The organism is Vibrio sp. 661 (assembly GCF_033339315.1).
Classification (GTDB): domain Bacteria; phylum Pseudomonadota; class Gammaproteobacteria; order Enterobacterales; family Vibrionaceae; genus Vibrio; species Vibrio alginolyticus.
The window spans coordinates 1-14800 of sequence record NZ_JAWOUJ010000023.1 but is presented as its reverse complement, the minus strand read 5'-3'; the positions used below and the strand labels follow the sequence as shown (position 1 = coordinate 14800).

14 protein-coding genes are annotated in these 14800 nt (G+C 44.3%); 10 read left to right on the top strand and 4 right to left on the bottom strand.

The annotated features are described in order from the left end of the window. Nucleotides 1–12: 12 nt before the first annotated feature. A complete protein-coding gene (locus R7P69_RS22515) occupies nucleotides 13–777 on the bottom strand; it encodes a DUF481 domain-containing protein (protein WP_005381276.1) in 765 nt (254 codons plus the stop codon). A gap of 221 nt (nucleotides 778–998) precedes the next feature. On the opposite strand from R7P69_RS22515, the gene R7P69_RS22510 reads away from it, so the two are divergent. Together R7P69_RS22510 and alr are read left to right on the top strand one after the other, a co-directional pair. After that, nucleotides 999–2399 (top strand): replicative DNA helicase, encoded by a 1401-nt coding sequence (locus R7P69_RS22510; RefSeq protein ID WP_005382759.1) that lies wholly within the window; start codon nucleotides 999–1001, stop codon nucleotides 2397–2399. Between the two features lie 13 nt (nucleotides 2400–2412). Then, on the top strand, nucleotides 2413–3489 hold the full coding sequence (gene alr / locus R7P69_RS22505) for an alanine racemase (RefSeq protein WP_031777284.1): 1077 nt from the start codon (nucleotides 2413–2415) through the stop codon (nucleotides 3487–3489). A 38-nt stretch (nucleotides 3490–3527) separates the two neighbouring features. Here alr and R7P69_RS22500 read toward each other — a convergent pair whose 3' ends face one another. Beyond that, nucleotides 3528–3947, bottom strand: a complete 420-nt coding sequence (locus R7P69_RS22500; RefSeq protein WP_042523680.1) for a secondary thiamine-phosphate synthase enzyme YjbQ — start codon at nucleotides 3945–3947, stop codon at nucleotides 3528–3530. A gap of 306 nt (nucleotides 3948–4253) precedes the next feature. Between R7P69_RS22500 and pgi the strand changes: the two genes are divergently transcribed. Beyond that, entirely contained in the window at nucleotides 4254–5906 is a 1653-nt protein-coding gene (gene pgi, locus R7P69_RS22495; protein ID WP_005381270.1) for a glucose-6-phosphate isomerase, read from the top strand. A gap of 99 nt (nucleotides 5907–6005) precedes the next feature. On the opposite strand, the gene R7P69_RS22490 is transcribed toward pgi, so the two are convergent. Both R7P69_RS22490 and zur read right to left on the bottom strand, forming a co-directional pair. Next, nucleotides 6006–6467, bottom strand: coding sequence for a chemotaxis protein CheX (locus R7P69_RS22490; RefSeq protein ID WP_005381269.1), 462 nt, complete (start codon nucleotides 6465–6467; stop codon nucleotides 6006–6008). A gap of 9 nt (nucleotides 6468–6476) precedes the next feature. Beyond that, on the bottom strand, nucleotides 6477–6941 hold the full coding sequence (zur, locus tag R7P69_RS22485) for a zinc uptake transcriptional repressor Zur (protein WP_005381268.1): 465 nt from the start codon (nucleotides 6939–6941) through the stop codon (nucleotides 6477–6479). 321 nt (nucleotides 6942–7262) lie between these two features. Between zur and dusA the strand changes: the two genes are divergently transcribed. From dusA to R7P69_RS22450, 7 genes are all read left to right on the top strand, one after another. Continuing rightward, complete coding sequence (gene dusA, locus R7P69_RS22480; protein WP_017821727.1) at nucleotides 7263–8243, top strand: tRNA dihydrouridine(20/20a) synthase DusA; 981 nt, start codon at nucleotides 7263–7265, stop codon at nucleotides 8241–8243. Nucleotides 8244–8406: 163 nt separating this feature from the next. Further along, nucleotides 8407–8622: an envelope stress response protein PspG gene (gene pspG / locus R7P69_RS22475; protein WP_005381266.1), complete on the top strand. Its 216-nt coding sequence runs from the start codon at nucleotides 8407–8409 to the stop codon at nucleotides 8620–8622. Nucleotides 8623–8720: 98 nt separating this feature from the next. Continuing rightward, the gene (locus R7P69_RS22470; protein ID WP_005381265.1) at nucleotides 8721–9380 is read left to right on the top strand and encodes a TIGR04219 family outer membrane beta-barrel protein; all 660 of its coding nucleotides are present in this window, start codon (nucleotides 8721–8723) and stop codon (nucleotides 9378–9380) included. Nucleotides 9381–9537: 157 nt separating this feature from the next. Next, nucleotides 9538–9768, top strand: a complete 231-nt coding sequence (locus R7P69_RS22465; RefSeq protein ID WP_005381264.1) for a hypothetical protein — start codon at nucleotides 9538–9540, stop codon at nucleotides 9766–9768. Nucleotides 9769–9885: 117 nt separating this feature from the next. Further along, nucleotides 9886–11757, top strand: a complete 1872-nt coding sequence (locus R7P69_RS22460) for an assimilatory sulfite reductase (NADPH) flavoprotein subunit (RefSeq protein WP_005381262.1) — start codon at nucleotides 9886–9888, stop codon at nucleotides 11755–11757. Further along, nucleotides 11757–13493: an assimilatory sulfite reductase (NADPH) hemoprotein subunit gene (cysI, locus tag R7P69_RS22455; protein ID WP_047104170.1), complete on the top strand. Its 1737-nt coding sequence runs from the start codon at nucleotides 11757–11759 to the stop codon at nucleotides 13491–13493. The genes R7P69_RS22460 and cysI overlap by 1 nt, the downstream gene beginning before the upstream one ends. Further along, on the top strand, nucleotides 13486–14265 hold the full coding sequence (locus R7P69_RS22450) for a phosphoadenylyl-sulfate reductase (protein WP_005382748.1): 780 nt from the start codon (nucleotides 13486–13488) through the stop codon (nucleotides 14263–14265). Before cysI ends, R7P69_RS22450 begins: the two co-directional genes overlap by 8 nt. The last annotated feature ends 535 nt before the right edge of the window (nucleotides 14266–14800 follow it).

Below are 14800 nucleotides of genomic sequence, written 5' to 3'. Positions count from 1 at the left end.
AGAGAAAAAGGGTTAAAAAGCGAAAAGTAAATTAACGGAAAATACGCTGTCCGCTTTGCTTAAGCCTTCAGGCACTTTATCGTGATACTGACGAGAGTGCGCCAGTTTCAGTGCGATATCTTCAGTAATATCATTGGTTACACTGAGTTCACTATCAGTACGTGTGTTACTTCTACCTGTTACCAACGTAATATCAGCTGCGAAACTTAAATTATCCAACGCATGCCAAGTTGTGTTGATATTTCCTCGAAAAATGCCTTCTCTAACGATATCGGGAAAGACAATATCGTCATCATCTATTTCGTCTAAGTTTGGCTCTTGATAGCGAAAACCAGGGCCTACCTCTACCTCTAAAATGAAGTTCTCAGTGTAGGAGAACTGGTAACCCAAACCACCTGACAACGTATAGTCTTTAAAATAAGCACTGTAGCGAGAATCCACCCCTTTAAAGCTGCCATACAAATATGTCTTAGGGCCTAACTTGTAGTCACTCTGTAGGGAGTAGGTGGATGAGCGTTTGTCCTCTTCACCGTCTTTGTACAAGTTGTAGTACTTCCATTCACCATTAGAACGGTGTCGACCTGACGTATATTCAGCACTCAAACGAGCATTCAGGGAACGAGAGTCCGTGTTACCTGTGTGAGCTTGATAGCCGAACTCCACCTCGGTTTTTAGTGGGTCGGGTACATCAATATTTTGCTCTGGCTGTACTGATTCGTCAGCATACGATGCACTAGCGCACAGTAGGCTAAAGCTAAGTAACCAGTATCGGGACACATCAACCTCGAACGTAATCAAAAAGGAGGGGCATGATACTGATACAGATATTTGGTTGGGTCAATGGTAGGTTAATTTTTATTAGAGCTAGGCGGAAGAACCAGGCTATTACCTGGGTGGTTCACATGATGATTTCTTAACAAGTAATTGTCGCTTCGGGGAAGCATCTCAGTTAGGTTAAGGTTATAATCGTGGGTCAATAGTAGTTATCGAGCAAAGTCATGGCGGAAAACAGAAATCGCAAACCTTCAGACAGTCAGGTCGACGCAATCAAAGTGCCACCTCACTCACTAGAAGCCGAGCAATCAGTAATTGGTGGTCTTTTACTGGATAATGAACGTTGGGACACCGTTGCCGAACGTGTTGTGAGCAGTGATTTCTATAGTCGTCCACACCGCCTGATTTTTGAAGGTGTAAAAACCATTCTTGAAGCGGGTAAACCTCTCGATCTTATTACTTTATCGGAATATCTAGAGCGTCACGAGTTGTTAGAAGATGTAGGCGGTTTTGCTTACCTCGCTGACTTGGCGAAGAATACGCCAAGTGCAGCTAACATCAATGCGTATGCTGATATTGTCGCTGAGCGTGCGATTGTTCGTGGCCTTATTGGTGTCGCGAATGAAATTGCGGACGCGGGCTATGACCCTCAAGGTCGCAGTTCTGAAGATTTAATAGACATGGCGGAGAGTAAAGTTTTTGCTATCGCCGAGTCTCGAACTAGTGAAAACGAAGGACCACAAAACGTCGACAACATCCTCGAAAAGACGTTAGAACGTATCGAGTTGTTGTATAAAACGCCACAAGATGGTGTTACGGGGGTCGATACCGGTTTCACCGATCTCAATAAGAAAACCGCAGGTTTGCAAGGCTCTGATTTGGTGATTGTCGCAGCGCGTCCATCGATGGGTAAAACGACCTTTGCGATGAACTTGTGTGAAAATGCGGCCATGCAACAAGAAAAGCCCGTACTTATTTTCTCGTTAGAGATGCCAGCTGAACAGTTGATGATGCGTATGTTGGCCTCTTTGTCTCGTGTTGACCAAACCAAGATCCGTACGGGTCAGCTAGATGACGAAGATTGGGCGCGTATTTCTTCTACTATGGGTATCCTGATGCAGAAGAAGAATATGTACATTGATGATAGCTCTGGTCTAACTCCGACCGAAGTGCGTTCGCGCGCTCGCCGTATCGCTCGTGAACATGGCGGTCTATCGATGATCATGGTCGACTACCTTCAGTTGATGCGCGTGCCTTCGTTAACCGATAACCGTACTCTTGAGATTGCTGAGATCTCTCGCTCTCTTAAGGCGCTGGCAAAAGAGCTAAATGTGCCTGTTGTGGCACTGTCGCAGCTAAACCGTTCCCTAGAGCAACGTGCGGATAAACGACCAGTAAACTCGGACTTGCGTGAATCCGGTTCCATCGAGCAGGATGCCGACTTGATCATGTTCATCTACCGTGATGAGGTTTATCACCCAGATAGTCCGTACAAAGGTACGGCCGAAATCATTATTGGTAAACAGCGTAATGGTCCTATCGGCTCTGTTCGCCTCACTTTCCAAGGTCAACATTCGCGTTTCGACAACTACGCGGGTCCTGCATTCGATATTGATGATGAGTAATCCCATGAGCTATATGAAAGCGGCCAAGGCGTGCATTGATTTGTCTGCGTTGCAGCACAACTTACAGCGCGTAAAAGCTCAAGCGCCACAAAGTAAAGTGATGGCTGTCGTCAAGGCCAATGGTTATGGTCACGGATTACGTCATGTTGCAAAACATGCTAACCATGCGGATGCGTTTGGTGTGGCTCGTATTGAAGAAGCATTGCAACTGCGCGCTTGTGGAGTAGTAAAGCCGATTCTATTGCTAGAAGGTTTTTACTCTCCTGGTGACTTACCTGTTCTTGTGACGAACAACATCCAAACCGTGGTGCACTGTGAAGAGCAGCTTATCGCCTTGGAGCAAGCAGACCTTGAAACTCCGGTTGTCGTGTGGCTGAAGATTGACAGTGGCATGCACCGCCTTGGGGTTCGTCCTGAACAATATGACGAGTTTGTAACGCGGCTAAAGGAGTGTCCAAATGTAGCGAAACCGTTGCGTTACATGAGCCACTTTGGCTGTGCAGATGAGCTGGATAGCGATATTACCCCACAACAGATTGAGCTGTTTAAATCGTTGACTTCTGGTTGCCAAGGGGAACGTTCACTGGCGGCATCTGCGGGGTTATTGGCATGGCCTCAAAGCCATTTAGATTGGGTTCGTCCGGGTATTATCATGTATGGTGTGTCGCCATTCGATGACAAAACGGCGCAAGATCTTGGGTATCAACCTGTTATGACACTTAAATCCCACCTTATTGCGGTACGTGAAGTGAAGAAGGGCGAAAGTGTTGGCTACGGTGGTATTTGGACCAGTGAGCGAGATACAAAAGTGGGTGTCATCGCTGTAGGGTATGGCGACGGTTACCCAAGAAGTGCTCCAAACGGTACGCCGGTGTGGGTTAATGGCCGTAAAGTACCTATTGCAGGTCGAGTTTCCATGGATATGCTGACGGTCGATTTGGGACCAGACGCAACGGATAAAGTCAGCGACGAAGCGATTCTTTGGGGGAAAGAGCTCCCAGTAGAAGAAGTGGCGGGTCACATTGGTACGATTGCGTATGAACTCGTGACTAAGCTAACGCCTCGCGTCGAGATGGAATACTCAAAATAAACAATGAAAGGCTAACCCAAGGTTAGCCTTTGTTTTATCTACTCACCGTTAATCGTAGCAATAACGCGGCGGCCGCCACCAAAGTCTCGATGCTCACCCAAGTAAATACCTTGCCATGTTCCTAAAGCTAATCGACCATTTTGGATTGGTACCGTCACACTACTGCCAAGCAGTGATGCTTTAATATGTGCCGGCATGTCGTCGTCACCTTCATAGGTGTGCTGATAATAAGGAGCACGCTCTGGCACAAACTTATTGAAGTGCGCTTCCATGTCCATACGCACGGTTGGATCAGCATTCTCATTTAAGGTCAAACTGGCGGAGGTGTGCTGAATAAATAAGTGTAATAAACCTACTGAAAGTTCGTTTATTTGTGGTAATTGTTGTTCAATTTCATCAGTTATCAGGTGAAAACCGCGGCATCTCGCTTTTAATTGCAGTGTTTTTTGTGCCCACATACGTGTTCCTTTGGAAATTTATAAATTGGCGTCTATCCTATTCCAATTAGAGCCTGTCATTGGTAAATGATATGATTCTTGTCATCGTAAATGAATTGTTCAATTTCAGGGCAGGGAACGTGACCTAACTCAATGTGAGTGTAAAAGCTCTCGGTCATAATTGGCGCCTGAAAAAAAATTACAAAGACTTGTTTTGTGGCAATTTGCCCAAACATCTAATTTATATTCTATTTGCTAAATCGGGGATTCCACAGTTTTCGCTAGACTGTAAGGAATGGAACCTACTGTAACATCGGGATAAAGACCATGTTGAAAAATATCAATCCAACGCAAACACAAGCTTGGAAAGCGCTAACGGCGCATTTCGAATCTGCACAAGATATGGATCTTAAAGAGCTGTTTGCTCAAGACGCAGCGCGTTTCGACAAATACTCTGCACGTTTCGGCTCAGACATCCTAGTCGATTACTCAAAGAACCTCATCAATGAGGAAACTCTGAAGCACCTGTTTGCTCTTGCGAAAGAGACCGAGCTGAAATCTGCAATTGAAGCGATGTTCAGTGGTGAAGCGATCAACCAAACAGAAGGTCGCGCTGTTCTTCACACTGCACTACGTAACCGTGCTAATACTCCAGTTATGGTAGATGGCGAAGACGTAATGCCAGCAGTGAACGCGGTTCTAGAAAAAATGAAATCATTCACTGAGCGCGTTATCGGCGGTGAATGGAAAGGTTACACAGGCAAAGCAATTACCGATATTGTGAACATCGGTATCGGCGGTTCTGACCTTGGCCCTTACATGGTGACGGAAGCTCTAGCGCCATACAAAAATCATCTAAACCTTCACTTCGTATCTAACGTTGATGGTACACACATCGTTGAAACGTTGAAGAAAGTTAACCCAGAAACGACGTTATTCTTGATCGCGTCTAAGACGTTTACAACGCAAGAAACCATGACTAACGCGCACACTGCTCGTGATTGGTTCCTAGAATCTGCGGGTGATCAGGCTCATGTGGCTAAACACTTTGCTGCGCTTTCAACAAACGCGACAGCCGTGTCTGAATTTGGTATCGATACAGCGAACATGTTTGAATTCTGGGACTGGGTTGGTGGCCGTTACTCACTATGGTCTGCGATCGGTCTATCAATTGCACTAGCAGTAGGTTTCGACAACTTTGTTGAGTTGCTTGATGGTGCTCACGAGATGGACAAGCATTTCGTATCAACAGATCTAGAAAGCAATATTCCAGTGATTCTTGCTTTGATTGGTATTTGGTACAACAACTTCCACGGTGCGGAGTCAGAAGCTATCCTACCTTACGATCAATACATGCACCGTTTTGCAGCATATTTCCAGCAAGGCAACATGGAATCAAACGGTAAATACGTTGACCGTGACGGCAATGCTGTAACTTACCAAACTGGCCCAATCATTTGGGGTGAACCAGGTACCAACGGTCAGCACGCGTTCTACCAGCTAATTCACCAAGGTACTAAGCTAATCCCATGTGACTTCATTGCACCTGCAATTAGCCACAACCCAGCTAGCGATCATCACCAAAAACTGATGTCTAACTTCTTCGCGCAAACTGAAGCTCTAGCGTTTGGTAAAAATGAAGAAACCGTGAAAGAAGAGTTGGTGAAAGTAGGTAAGAATGCTGAAGAAGTGGCAGCGATTGCGCCATTCAAAGTGTTTGAAGGTAACCGTCCAACAAACTCTATTCTAGTGAAGCAAATCACGCCTCGTACGCTAGGTAACTTGATCGCAATGTACGAACACAAAATTTTCGTACAAGGTGTTATCTGGAATATCTTCAGCTTTGACCAGTGGGGCGTGGAGCTAGGTAAACAACTGGCTAACCAAATCCTACCTGAGCTTGCAGACGAGTCTCAAATCAGCTCGCATGACAGCTCAACAAACGGTCTAATCAACGCATTTAAAGCGTTCAAAGCTTAATGTTTGAATAGATAAAGAAAAGGTCAGCAAATGCTGACCTTTTTATTGCCTGAGGCAAAAACAAAATAGGTTGGCCAGTGCCAACCTATTTTTTCTCTTTTATTCGAAGCAAATTTCGATAAAGGCATTTCCCCATTGGGAAGAGAAAGGCATGATAATAATTGAGCCTTCACACTTGTGGCGAATCGTATGACCTCGGCCCGAAACCACAACCGGTGTTGCCATATCAAAGTCAAAACCACTTTCCGCCAGAATGCGTTTCGCACCACCAGTAACCATGTTGGTGATCTCACCCACCATATCGGTCACTTCTTCATTGAGCCCATTTGGACGTTCACCAAGCATGTTCTGCATGATTTCTAGGGCGAGTGCTTCATCAAAGGTGATCGACATTGAACCACGAGTTTGTGGGCCTACCATACCAATCAGACCAGAAACGTCACCTCGTGCGATCTCATCTTTTTTGATTCGCGGTTTTTGTGGCTTCAGCTCAAGAGAAGCCATAGTTTTTAGCACGTTCATTAAAGAAGCTAAAAACGGGTTTACAAATTCAGCGCGCATAACGTTCTTCTATACTTTTTCTTTCGTCTCGGAGGAACAGGCCTGGCATTCACCATGAGTTTCAATAACTTGGTTGGTCAGTTTGAATCCATGCTTCTCGGCGTTTTCGGCTAACAAGGATATCAGCGTCTCATCTTCGAGTTCAACGACATCACCACATTTATCGCAAATTAGTAATTGGAAAAAGTGCTGCTGAGTATTGAAAGAACAACAAGTAATAAAGCTATTTGTCGATTCCACTCGGTGGATGAAGCCTTGTTCTAGGAGAAAATCTAATGCTCGATAAACAGTGGGCGGCTTAGCCTGAGGCTCACTCTCTTTTAGTTGCTCCAATAGCTCATACGCACTTGAGGCGCGGCGATTAGAACAAATGAGTTCAAATACGCGTCGGCGTTGCGGAGTCAGTCGTACTCCACGCTCTGCGCAGATACTTTCAATTTGTTCAATGATTGTTGGGTTCAAACCTTTCACCATAACTATCGGACGTGCTCTATGATAAATCATTTCTATACGAAGTTCGTTTAGAAATGCTTCATTTTACCCACTATCAGAACGAAAATCATGAATTAAAGCAAGTCGGTGGTGGTGTGAAGGCGGAATAATCATCACAGAATGAATCAACGAATGACAGATTCGTATTACTTCTGCGTATTCCTAAGCACTTGGCTAGTCAGCCAACCAAATCATTCTCGCTGAAACTAGCACCCAGAGGTGCTTGGGTATACAATACCCGACTTATTTTTTGAGCGTACTGCTGCGCTCGACCTTGGCAACATAAAAACGGGTGTTTATATCATGACTCATTCTTGCAGGCTCTCCGTAGCACCAATGTTAGATTGGACTGATCGTCATTGTCGCTACTTCCATCGCTTAATGACCAAAGAAACCCTGTTGTACACTGAAATGGTGACGACAGGTGCGATCATTCATGGAAAAGGAGATTTCCTGGCTTATAACGAAGAAGAGCATCCGTTAGCCCTTCAACTTGGTGGTTCAAACCCAGCAGATTTGGCTACGTGTGCCAAGCTAGCGCAAGAGCGTGGCTACGATGAGATTAACCTAAATGTGGGGTGTCCATCTGACCGCGTACAAAACGGTCGATTTGGTGCTTGCCTAATGGCTGAACCGCAGTTAGTTGCGGATTGTGTCGCAGCAATGAAAGACGTGGTCGATATCCCTGTAACAGTCAAGACTCGCATTGGTATTGATGATCAAGACTCTTACGAATTCCTAACGGATTTCGTTTCTATTGTTTCAGAAAAGGGTGGCTGTGAGCAGTTCACTATCCACGCACGTAAAGCATGGTTAAGTGGTCTAAGCCCAAAAGAAAACCGTGAGATCCCACCATTGGATTACCCACGCGCTTACCAATTGAAGCAAGACTTCTCACACCTAACGATTGCGATTAACGGTGGCGTGAAATCATTAGAAGAAGCAAAAGCACATCTTCAGCATCTTGACGGTGTGATGATTGGTCGTGAAGCATACCAAAGCCCATATTTACTGGCATCGGTAGATCAAGAGTTGTTTGGCTCTAATGCTCCAGTGAAGAAACGCAGCGAAATTGTTGAAGAGATGTATCCATACATTGAAGCGCAATTAGCGAAAGGTGCGTACCTTGGTCATATTACCCGCCACATGTTAGGTTTGTTCCAAAGCATGCCCGGTGCTCGTCAATGGCGTCGTCATATCAGTGAAAATGCGCACAAACCAGGTTCTGGTCTAGAAGTATTGCAAGACGCGCTAGCTAAGATTCCAAAAGAATTGAATGTGTAAAATTCGCCAGTGAATGGCTAAAATTACCAACTAAAGAATGATAAAGCCAGAGTGCAGAAATGCCTCTGGCTTTGTTTTTTATTAAAAATCATAATCTTAACTTCGTTTCTGTAAGTTGGTATGGAAACTGCTCTGTTTATTGAAAACAAATGGAGAAGTGATTATGTTGGAGCTAATCTTTATTTTAGTCTTTGCGGCGACCTTGTTGGTTACGGGTATCACAATGATGACCGTATTCGCAGCAACTGGTATTGCGTTAGTTGTGATGTTTTTACTGGGAATGGTTGGAGCGGTACTTAAACTATTACCATGGTTAATCGTGATTGCATTGGGTATTTGGTTCTTCAAGAATTACGTCGCTCAGCCCCGCTATAAATAATGAGTAACATCATTTAGTTGATGGAGAGGCGTGAGAATATGGTATATTTCCTCTCACGTCCTCTACGTGAATATCAGCTATCTCGGAGTAAATACTACATGACAAATAAAGCGAACATCGCTTTAACGGCATTATCGTTGGCAGTATCTTTTCCTGTTTTTGCAGAGTACTCTGTATCGACAAAAGTCGGCGCAGAGGTATGGGCTGCCGACACTAAAGTTAATGAAGTGAGACGAGATAGCAGTACCGCAGGCACTTTTTACGCGGCGATTGAACATGATGTTAAATATGTCCCTAATGCGCGCCTTCGTTACTCAAGTGTTGATGCGGATTACATGGGGTTCGATAAGCTCGATTTAACCTTGTATTACCACGTTCTAGAGCATGATTTATTGCACTTTGATGCGGGTCTCACGTTCAGTAATTTAAGTGACACTAAATACATTGATGCTGGCTCAAGCAGGCGTGTAGAAGAATTTGATGAGCTGATTTGGGCTTGGTATGGTTACGCAGAAATTCAAGTTCCGGATACAAACTTTGATGTGATTGGTGAGATAAACTTTGGTGACAACAAAGGTATCAAAAGCACCGATTTCATGGCAGGTGTTCAATACAATGTACCGCTCGAAAAAGCTCGACTGGCTTTTCGTGGAGGTTACCGTGTGATTGATTTAGAGTCCGATAAATTCATGTCGGATCTAGGGAAAGAGTTTATTTTTGCTAACGGCTTCTTTGTGAGTGCGGAATACGCGTTCTAAATTCAGCCATGTTAGATATTCGATTTACTTAAAACGTCGCTTTATAAGCGGCGTTTTTTTATATCACTTCATTATATCTAATCGAAATTTCTCCCTATTTGGCTGACTTAGGCCATGCTTACCTAGGAGCAATGTGAAAGTTAAAGCAGGGATAGCGATGACAATAAATGAACTAAGACATCTATTCCGTGAAAATCAGCTTATCGAAGCGATTATTGAGCCTGCAATCCAAGAGGGGGGTTGGGTTGTAGAGTTCAGACATGCGCGCGGTGGTTTTGTTTTTCTAACGGACAGTCACGGCGAAGAATGTCTTTATGAAGATTTGGATACTGCGTCAAAATCGGCAATGGCAGTAGGCTTTCAACAAGTCCGCATTGAAGATCGATGAGCAAAAAGTAAGCCGTTCTTACTTCCAAAAAGTTATAAAACATTCACTTCTATTCTTTCTTGTTATTAAGGAGAGTGGGTACTCTATCGTCACGCAATGAATAGGGATGTCGTGATAATGTCTTTTCAAAAGAATGAGTATTCTCACAAGAATGTGTCTGAAGATAATAATGGGCAAGGAGGAAATCCTCCAATCGCAAGCCCTCTGAATGACCAACAAATTAGCTCACTCCAACAAACTGTCTCTGAGTTGTCTTCACAGCAACTTGCTTGGGTCAGTGGGTATTTTTGGGGATTAGCTCAAAATCAACCAAACACAGCGGTAACGCCAATTGCACAAGCAACGGCAGCCGTATCAGCGAAGCCAGCAGGTAAGTTGAGTATTATTTTTGCTTCCCAAACGGGCAATGCTAAAGGTGTTGCTGAAGCTCTGGAGCAGGAAGCAAAAGCAGAAGGAATTGCAGTCGAACTTTTTGATGCAAGCGATTACAAAGGTAAAAACTTAGCCAAAGAAACGCATGTCATTATTGTGGCATCGACTAACGGCGAAGGCGAAGCGCCAGACAATGCCATTGAGCTACATGAGTTTTTGCAATCGAAGAAGGCCCCTAAGCTGCCAAACCTGCAATATGGTGTTATTGCATTGGGAGATTCTAGCTACGAATTCTTCTGTCAGACCGGTAAAGACTTCGACACTTACCTATCAAAGCTAGGCGCGACTCCATTTATCGAGCGTCTTGATTGCGATGTGGATTATGAGGCTCCTGCAACTGAATGGCGTAAGAATGCGTTAGACAAGGTAAAAGATACACTGTCTTCTGGCTCTGAAGCGGATGTGGTTCAACTTCCTGTGGGTCAAGCTGCGACTGCGCACTCTCCTTACAATAAACAGAATCCGTACACTGCGACGTTACTGACCAGTCAAAAAATCACGGGCCGTGACTCTGGAAAAGACGTCCGTCATATAGAAATCGACTTAGAAGGCTCGGGTTTAACGTATCAGCCAGGTGATGCACTAGGTGTGTGGTTTGAAAATAGCTCGGAACTTGCAAACGCCATTCTTGGTAAGGTCGGTTTGTCTGGGGTTGAGACTGTTGACGTTGATGGTGAAAGCTTGTCAATCCACAGTGCTCTTGTGAGTAAATATGAAATCACAACATCTAACCCACAGCTCATCACAAAGTTTGCCGAGTTATCCGGTAGCAAGAAGCTACAAAAGTTAGTTGAAGATAAAGATAAGCTTCGCGAGTACTCTGCAAATACTCAAATCGTTGATGTACTGGCAGAAAAGAAAACCAAGTTAACCGCAGATGAATTGATTGGTTTGCTTCGTCGTCTTACTCCACGCCTTTACTCTATTGCATCAAGCCAAGAAGAGGTCGATGAAGAAGTACACCTAACGGTTGCTTTGGTTGAGTACGAACAAAACGACGAAAAACGATATGGTGGTGCGTCTAGTTTCTTAGCTCAGCGTCTCGAAGAGGGAGATGAAGTTAAAGTATTTGTTGAGCATAACAACAACTTTAAACTGCCGGAAGATGATAGTACTCCAATTATCATGGTTGGTCCTGGCACAGGGATCGCACCATTCCGTAGCTTTATTCAGGAACGTGAAAACCGCGATGCTGAAGGCAAAAACTGGTTGTTCTTTGGTGATCGCACGTTCACTCAAGACTTCTTGTACCAAGTGGAATGGCAAAAGTATCTCAAGTCAGGAGTACTAAGCCGATTGGATGTTGCCTTTAGTCGTGACCAAGTAGAAAAGGTTTACGTACAACATCGCATCTTAGAAAACGCAGCTCAAGTGTGGCAGTGGATCCAAGAAGGCGCTTATATCTATGTCTGCGGTGATGCAACGCGTATGGCAAAAGATGTGCACGACGCATTGGTTATCGTTGCTGAACAAGAAGGCAAGATGCCGCGTGACGATGCAGAACAATTTATTAATGACCTACGTAAAGCGAAACGTTATCAGAGGGATGTTTACTAATGACTTTTTCTACGGACAATAATAAGCAGGTTGTATTAGGTGAAGAGTTAGGGCCGCTATCTGATAACGAGCGCCTGAAGCGAGAAAGCAACTTATTACGTGGCACTATTGAGCAAGATTTACAGGACCCTATTACAGGTGGCTTTACTGCCGACAACTTCCAGTTAATTCGTTTCCACGGTATGTATCAACAAGACGATCGTGATATCCGTAATGAACGCACAAAGCAAAAACTGGAACCATTACATAATGTGATGCTTCGTGCTCGTATGCCTGGAGGCATCATCACGCCAACGCAATGGTTAGCGATCGACAAGTTCGCAACGGAGCACTCTTTATATGGAAGTATTCGTCTGACGACTCGCCAAACGTTCCAGTTTCATGGGGTATTAAAACCGAATATTAAGTTGATGCATCAAACGCTCAACAGTATTGGCATTGATTCGATTGCAACCGCGGGTGATGTAAACCGTAACGTGTTGTGTACCACTAACCCTGTGGAGTCAGAGTTACACCAAGAAGCTTACGAATGGGCGAAGAAGATCAGTGAGCATCTATTACCAAAGACGCGCGCTTATGCAGAGATTTGGCTAGACGGTGAAAAAGTAGAAAGCACAGAAGAAGACGAACCGATTCTAGGCAAGAACTACTTACCACGTAAGTTTAAAACCACAGTGGTTATCCCACCGCAAAATGACGTAGATGTACACGCTAACGATCTCAACTTCGTAGCGATTGCAGATAACGGCAAGCTGGTTGGTTTTAACGTCCTGGTCGGCGGCGGCTTAGCGATGACGCATGGCGATACATCAACTTATCCGCGCCGCGCTGACGACTTTGGCTTTATTCCGCTGGACAAGACACTTGATGTTGCCGCAGCTGTAGTAACAACTCAGCGCGACTGGGGTAACCGTTCAAACCGTAAGAACGCAAAAACCAAATACACATTGGATCGTGTAGGTAGCGATGTCTTTAAAGCGGAAGTCGAGAAACGTGCTGGTGTTAAGTTTGAGCAAAGCCGTCCATATGAATTCACAGAACGTGGTGACCGTATTGGCTGGGTAGAAGGAATTGATGGTAAATATCATTTAGCGCTTTTCATCGAAAATGGTCGCTTATTAGACTTTCCAGGTAAACCACTTAAGACGGGTGTTGCTGAAATTGCCAAAATCCACAAAGGCGATTTCCGCATGACAGCAAACCAAAACCTAATTGTTGCGGGTGTACCTAAAAACGAAAAAGCGAAGATTGAAAAGATCGCTCGTGAACATGGCTTAATGGACGACGGCGTAAGTGAACAGCGTAAGAACTCAATGGCTTGTGTTGCTTTTCCAACTTGTCCGCTAGCGATGGCAGAAGCTGAACGTTTCCTTCCTCAGTTTGTTACTGATGTTGAGGGGATTCTGGAGAAGCACAACCTACCAGAAAATGACAACATCATTTTGCGTGTAACTGGGTGTCCAAATGGTTGTGGTCGCGCAATGTTGGCTGAAATTGGTCTAGTTGGCAAAGCGCCGGGTCGTTACAACTTGCACCTAGGTGGTAACCGTGCTGGTACTCGAGTACCAAAAATGTATAAAGAGAACATCACGGATAAGCAAATCTTAGAAGAGATTGATCTGCTGGTGGCTCGATGGTCGAAAGAGCGTGAAGAAGGCGAAGCCTTTGGCGATTTCACTATTCGTGCTGGCATTATCCAAGAAGTGCTCGTATCAAAGAGGGACTTTCATGCTTGATTCTGTAGCATCCAAGCTGGAGCTCACAGAGTTACTGACATTAACAAAGACGGAGCAAATCCTCCGTCTTGCTCAAATTAATGTCGAGCTCGAAAAGCTTTCAGCACAAGAGAGAGTAGCGTGGGCTTTAGATAATCTAGAAGGCGAGTTCGCGGTTTCTTCTAGTTTTGGTATTCAAGCCGCGGTTATGCTTCATTTAGTTACTCGCGCCAAAGCGGACATCCCCGTCATTCTAACCGATACTGGTTACCTGTTTGCTGAGACGTACCGATTTATCGATGAGCTGACAGATGCTCTCAACCTAAATTTAAAAGTTTATCGAGCCAAGGAAAGTGCGAATTGGCAAGAAGCTCGATATGGAAAATTATGGGAGCAAGGCGTAGAGGGAATTGAAAAATACAACAAGCTCAATAAAGTTGAGCCGATGCGTCGAGCGTTAAAAGAGCTTAATGTTGGAACGTGGTTCTCTGGACTGCGTCGAGAGCAAAGTAAATCTCGTGCAGGTTTACCGATTCTATCAATTCAGAACGGTGTGTTTAAATTTCTACCAGTAATTGATTGGACTAATAAAGACGTTCATTACTACTTAGAACAACACGGCCTTAAATACCACCCATTGTGGGATGAAGGTTACCTTTCAGTTGGTGATACACATACCACTCGTAAATGGGAGCCGGGAATGTCAGAGGAAGAAACTCGATTCTTTGGCTTAAAGCGAGAATGTGGCCTACACGAAGATGATGGCTCTGAACAAGATGGGTCTGGCATATAGCCATAATACTCTTTAAATAGAGTTTAGGTTAAGTTTAATAAAGATAGCTGCAATAAAGCAGCTTTCTTTATTTATGGTACTTGAAAAATACGTCTCAAAGCACAACTCTGTGGATAAGTTGTGTGAGAGTTTGGGGTAAAGTTGAATAAATAAAGGTTTGATCGAAAACTCATCGTTTAACCATTGTTTTTGCAATTTTTGAAAAATAACACTTGCCAATGTGAGCGCGATCTCTATAATGCCTCCTCGTCGACAGGGCAAGGGCTCAGAAGGGTTTAAGCGAAGTTGATAAGGCTGAAAAGAAAAACGAAATAATTTGAAGAAAGTGTTTGACACGATAAATTATCTCGCTAGAATGGCCGCCTCTTCCGAAGTGATGTCAATCACAAAGAAGAGTTGCTCTTTAACAATATAGACCTATCAATCTGTGTGGGCACTCGTTGATGATAATCCAATTCGATACTTCGGTATCAAATTAGGTTTCAATGAAACGAAGTGACCATTGAATCTTCGGATTCAGCACAGTCAATTCAAA

Coding starts and splice junctions, on each gene's coding strand:
- dusA (WP_017821727.1), top strand. CDS start 7,263: ATGACTCATTCTTGCAGGCTCTCCGTAGCACCAATGTTAGATTGGACT.
- R7P69_RS22510 (WP_005382759.1), top strand. CDS start 999: ATGGCGGAAAACAGAAATCGCAAACCTTCAGACAGTCAGGTCGACGCA.
- R7P69_RS22470 (WP_005381265.1), top strand. CDS start 8,721: ATGACAAATAAAGCGAACATCGCTTTAACGGCATTATCGTTGGCAGTA.
- pspG (WP_005381266.1), top strand. CDS start 8,407: ATGTTGGAGCTAATCTTTATTTTAGTCTTTGCGGCGACCTTGTTGGTT.
- R7P69_RS22490 (WP_005381269.1), bottom strand. CDS start 6,467: ATGCGCGCTGAATTTGTAAACCCGTTTTTAGCTTCTTTAATGAACGTG.
- pgi (WP_005381270.1), top strand. CDS start 4,254: ATGTTGAAAAATATCAATCCAACGCAAACACAAGCTTGGAAAGCGCTA.
- cysI (WP_047104170.1), top strand. CDS start 11,757: ATGACTTTTTCTACGGACAATAATAAGCAGGTTGTATTAGGTGAAGAG.
- R7P69_RS22500 (WP_042523680.1), bottom strand. CDS start 3,947: ATGTGGGCACAAAAAACACTGCAATTAAAAGCGAGATGCCGCGGTTTT.
- R7P69_RS22460 (WP_005381262.1), top strand. CDS start 9,886: ATGTCTTTTCAAAAGAATGAGTATTCTCACAAGAATGTGTCTGAAGAT.
- R7P69_RS22465 (WP_005381264.1), top strand. CDS start 9,538: ATGACAATAAATGAACTAAGACATCTATTCCGTGAAAATCAGCTTATC.
- alr (WP_031777284.1), top strand. CDS start 2,413: ATGAAAGCGGCCAAGGCGTGCATTGATTTGTCTGCGTTGCAGCACAAC.
- R7P69_RS22450 (WP_005382748.1), top strand. CDS start 13,486: ATGCTTGATTCTGTAGCATCCAAGCTGGAGCTCACAGAGTTACTGACA.
- zur (WP_005381268.1), bottom strand. CDS start 6,941: ATGGTGAAAGGTTTGAACCCAACAATCATTGAACAAATTGAAAGTATC.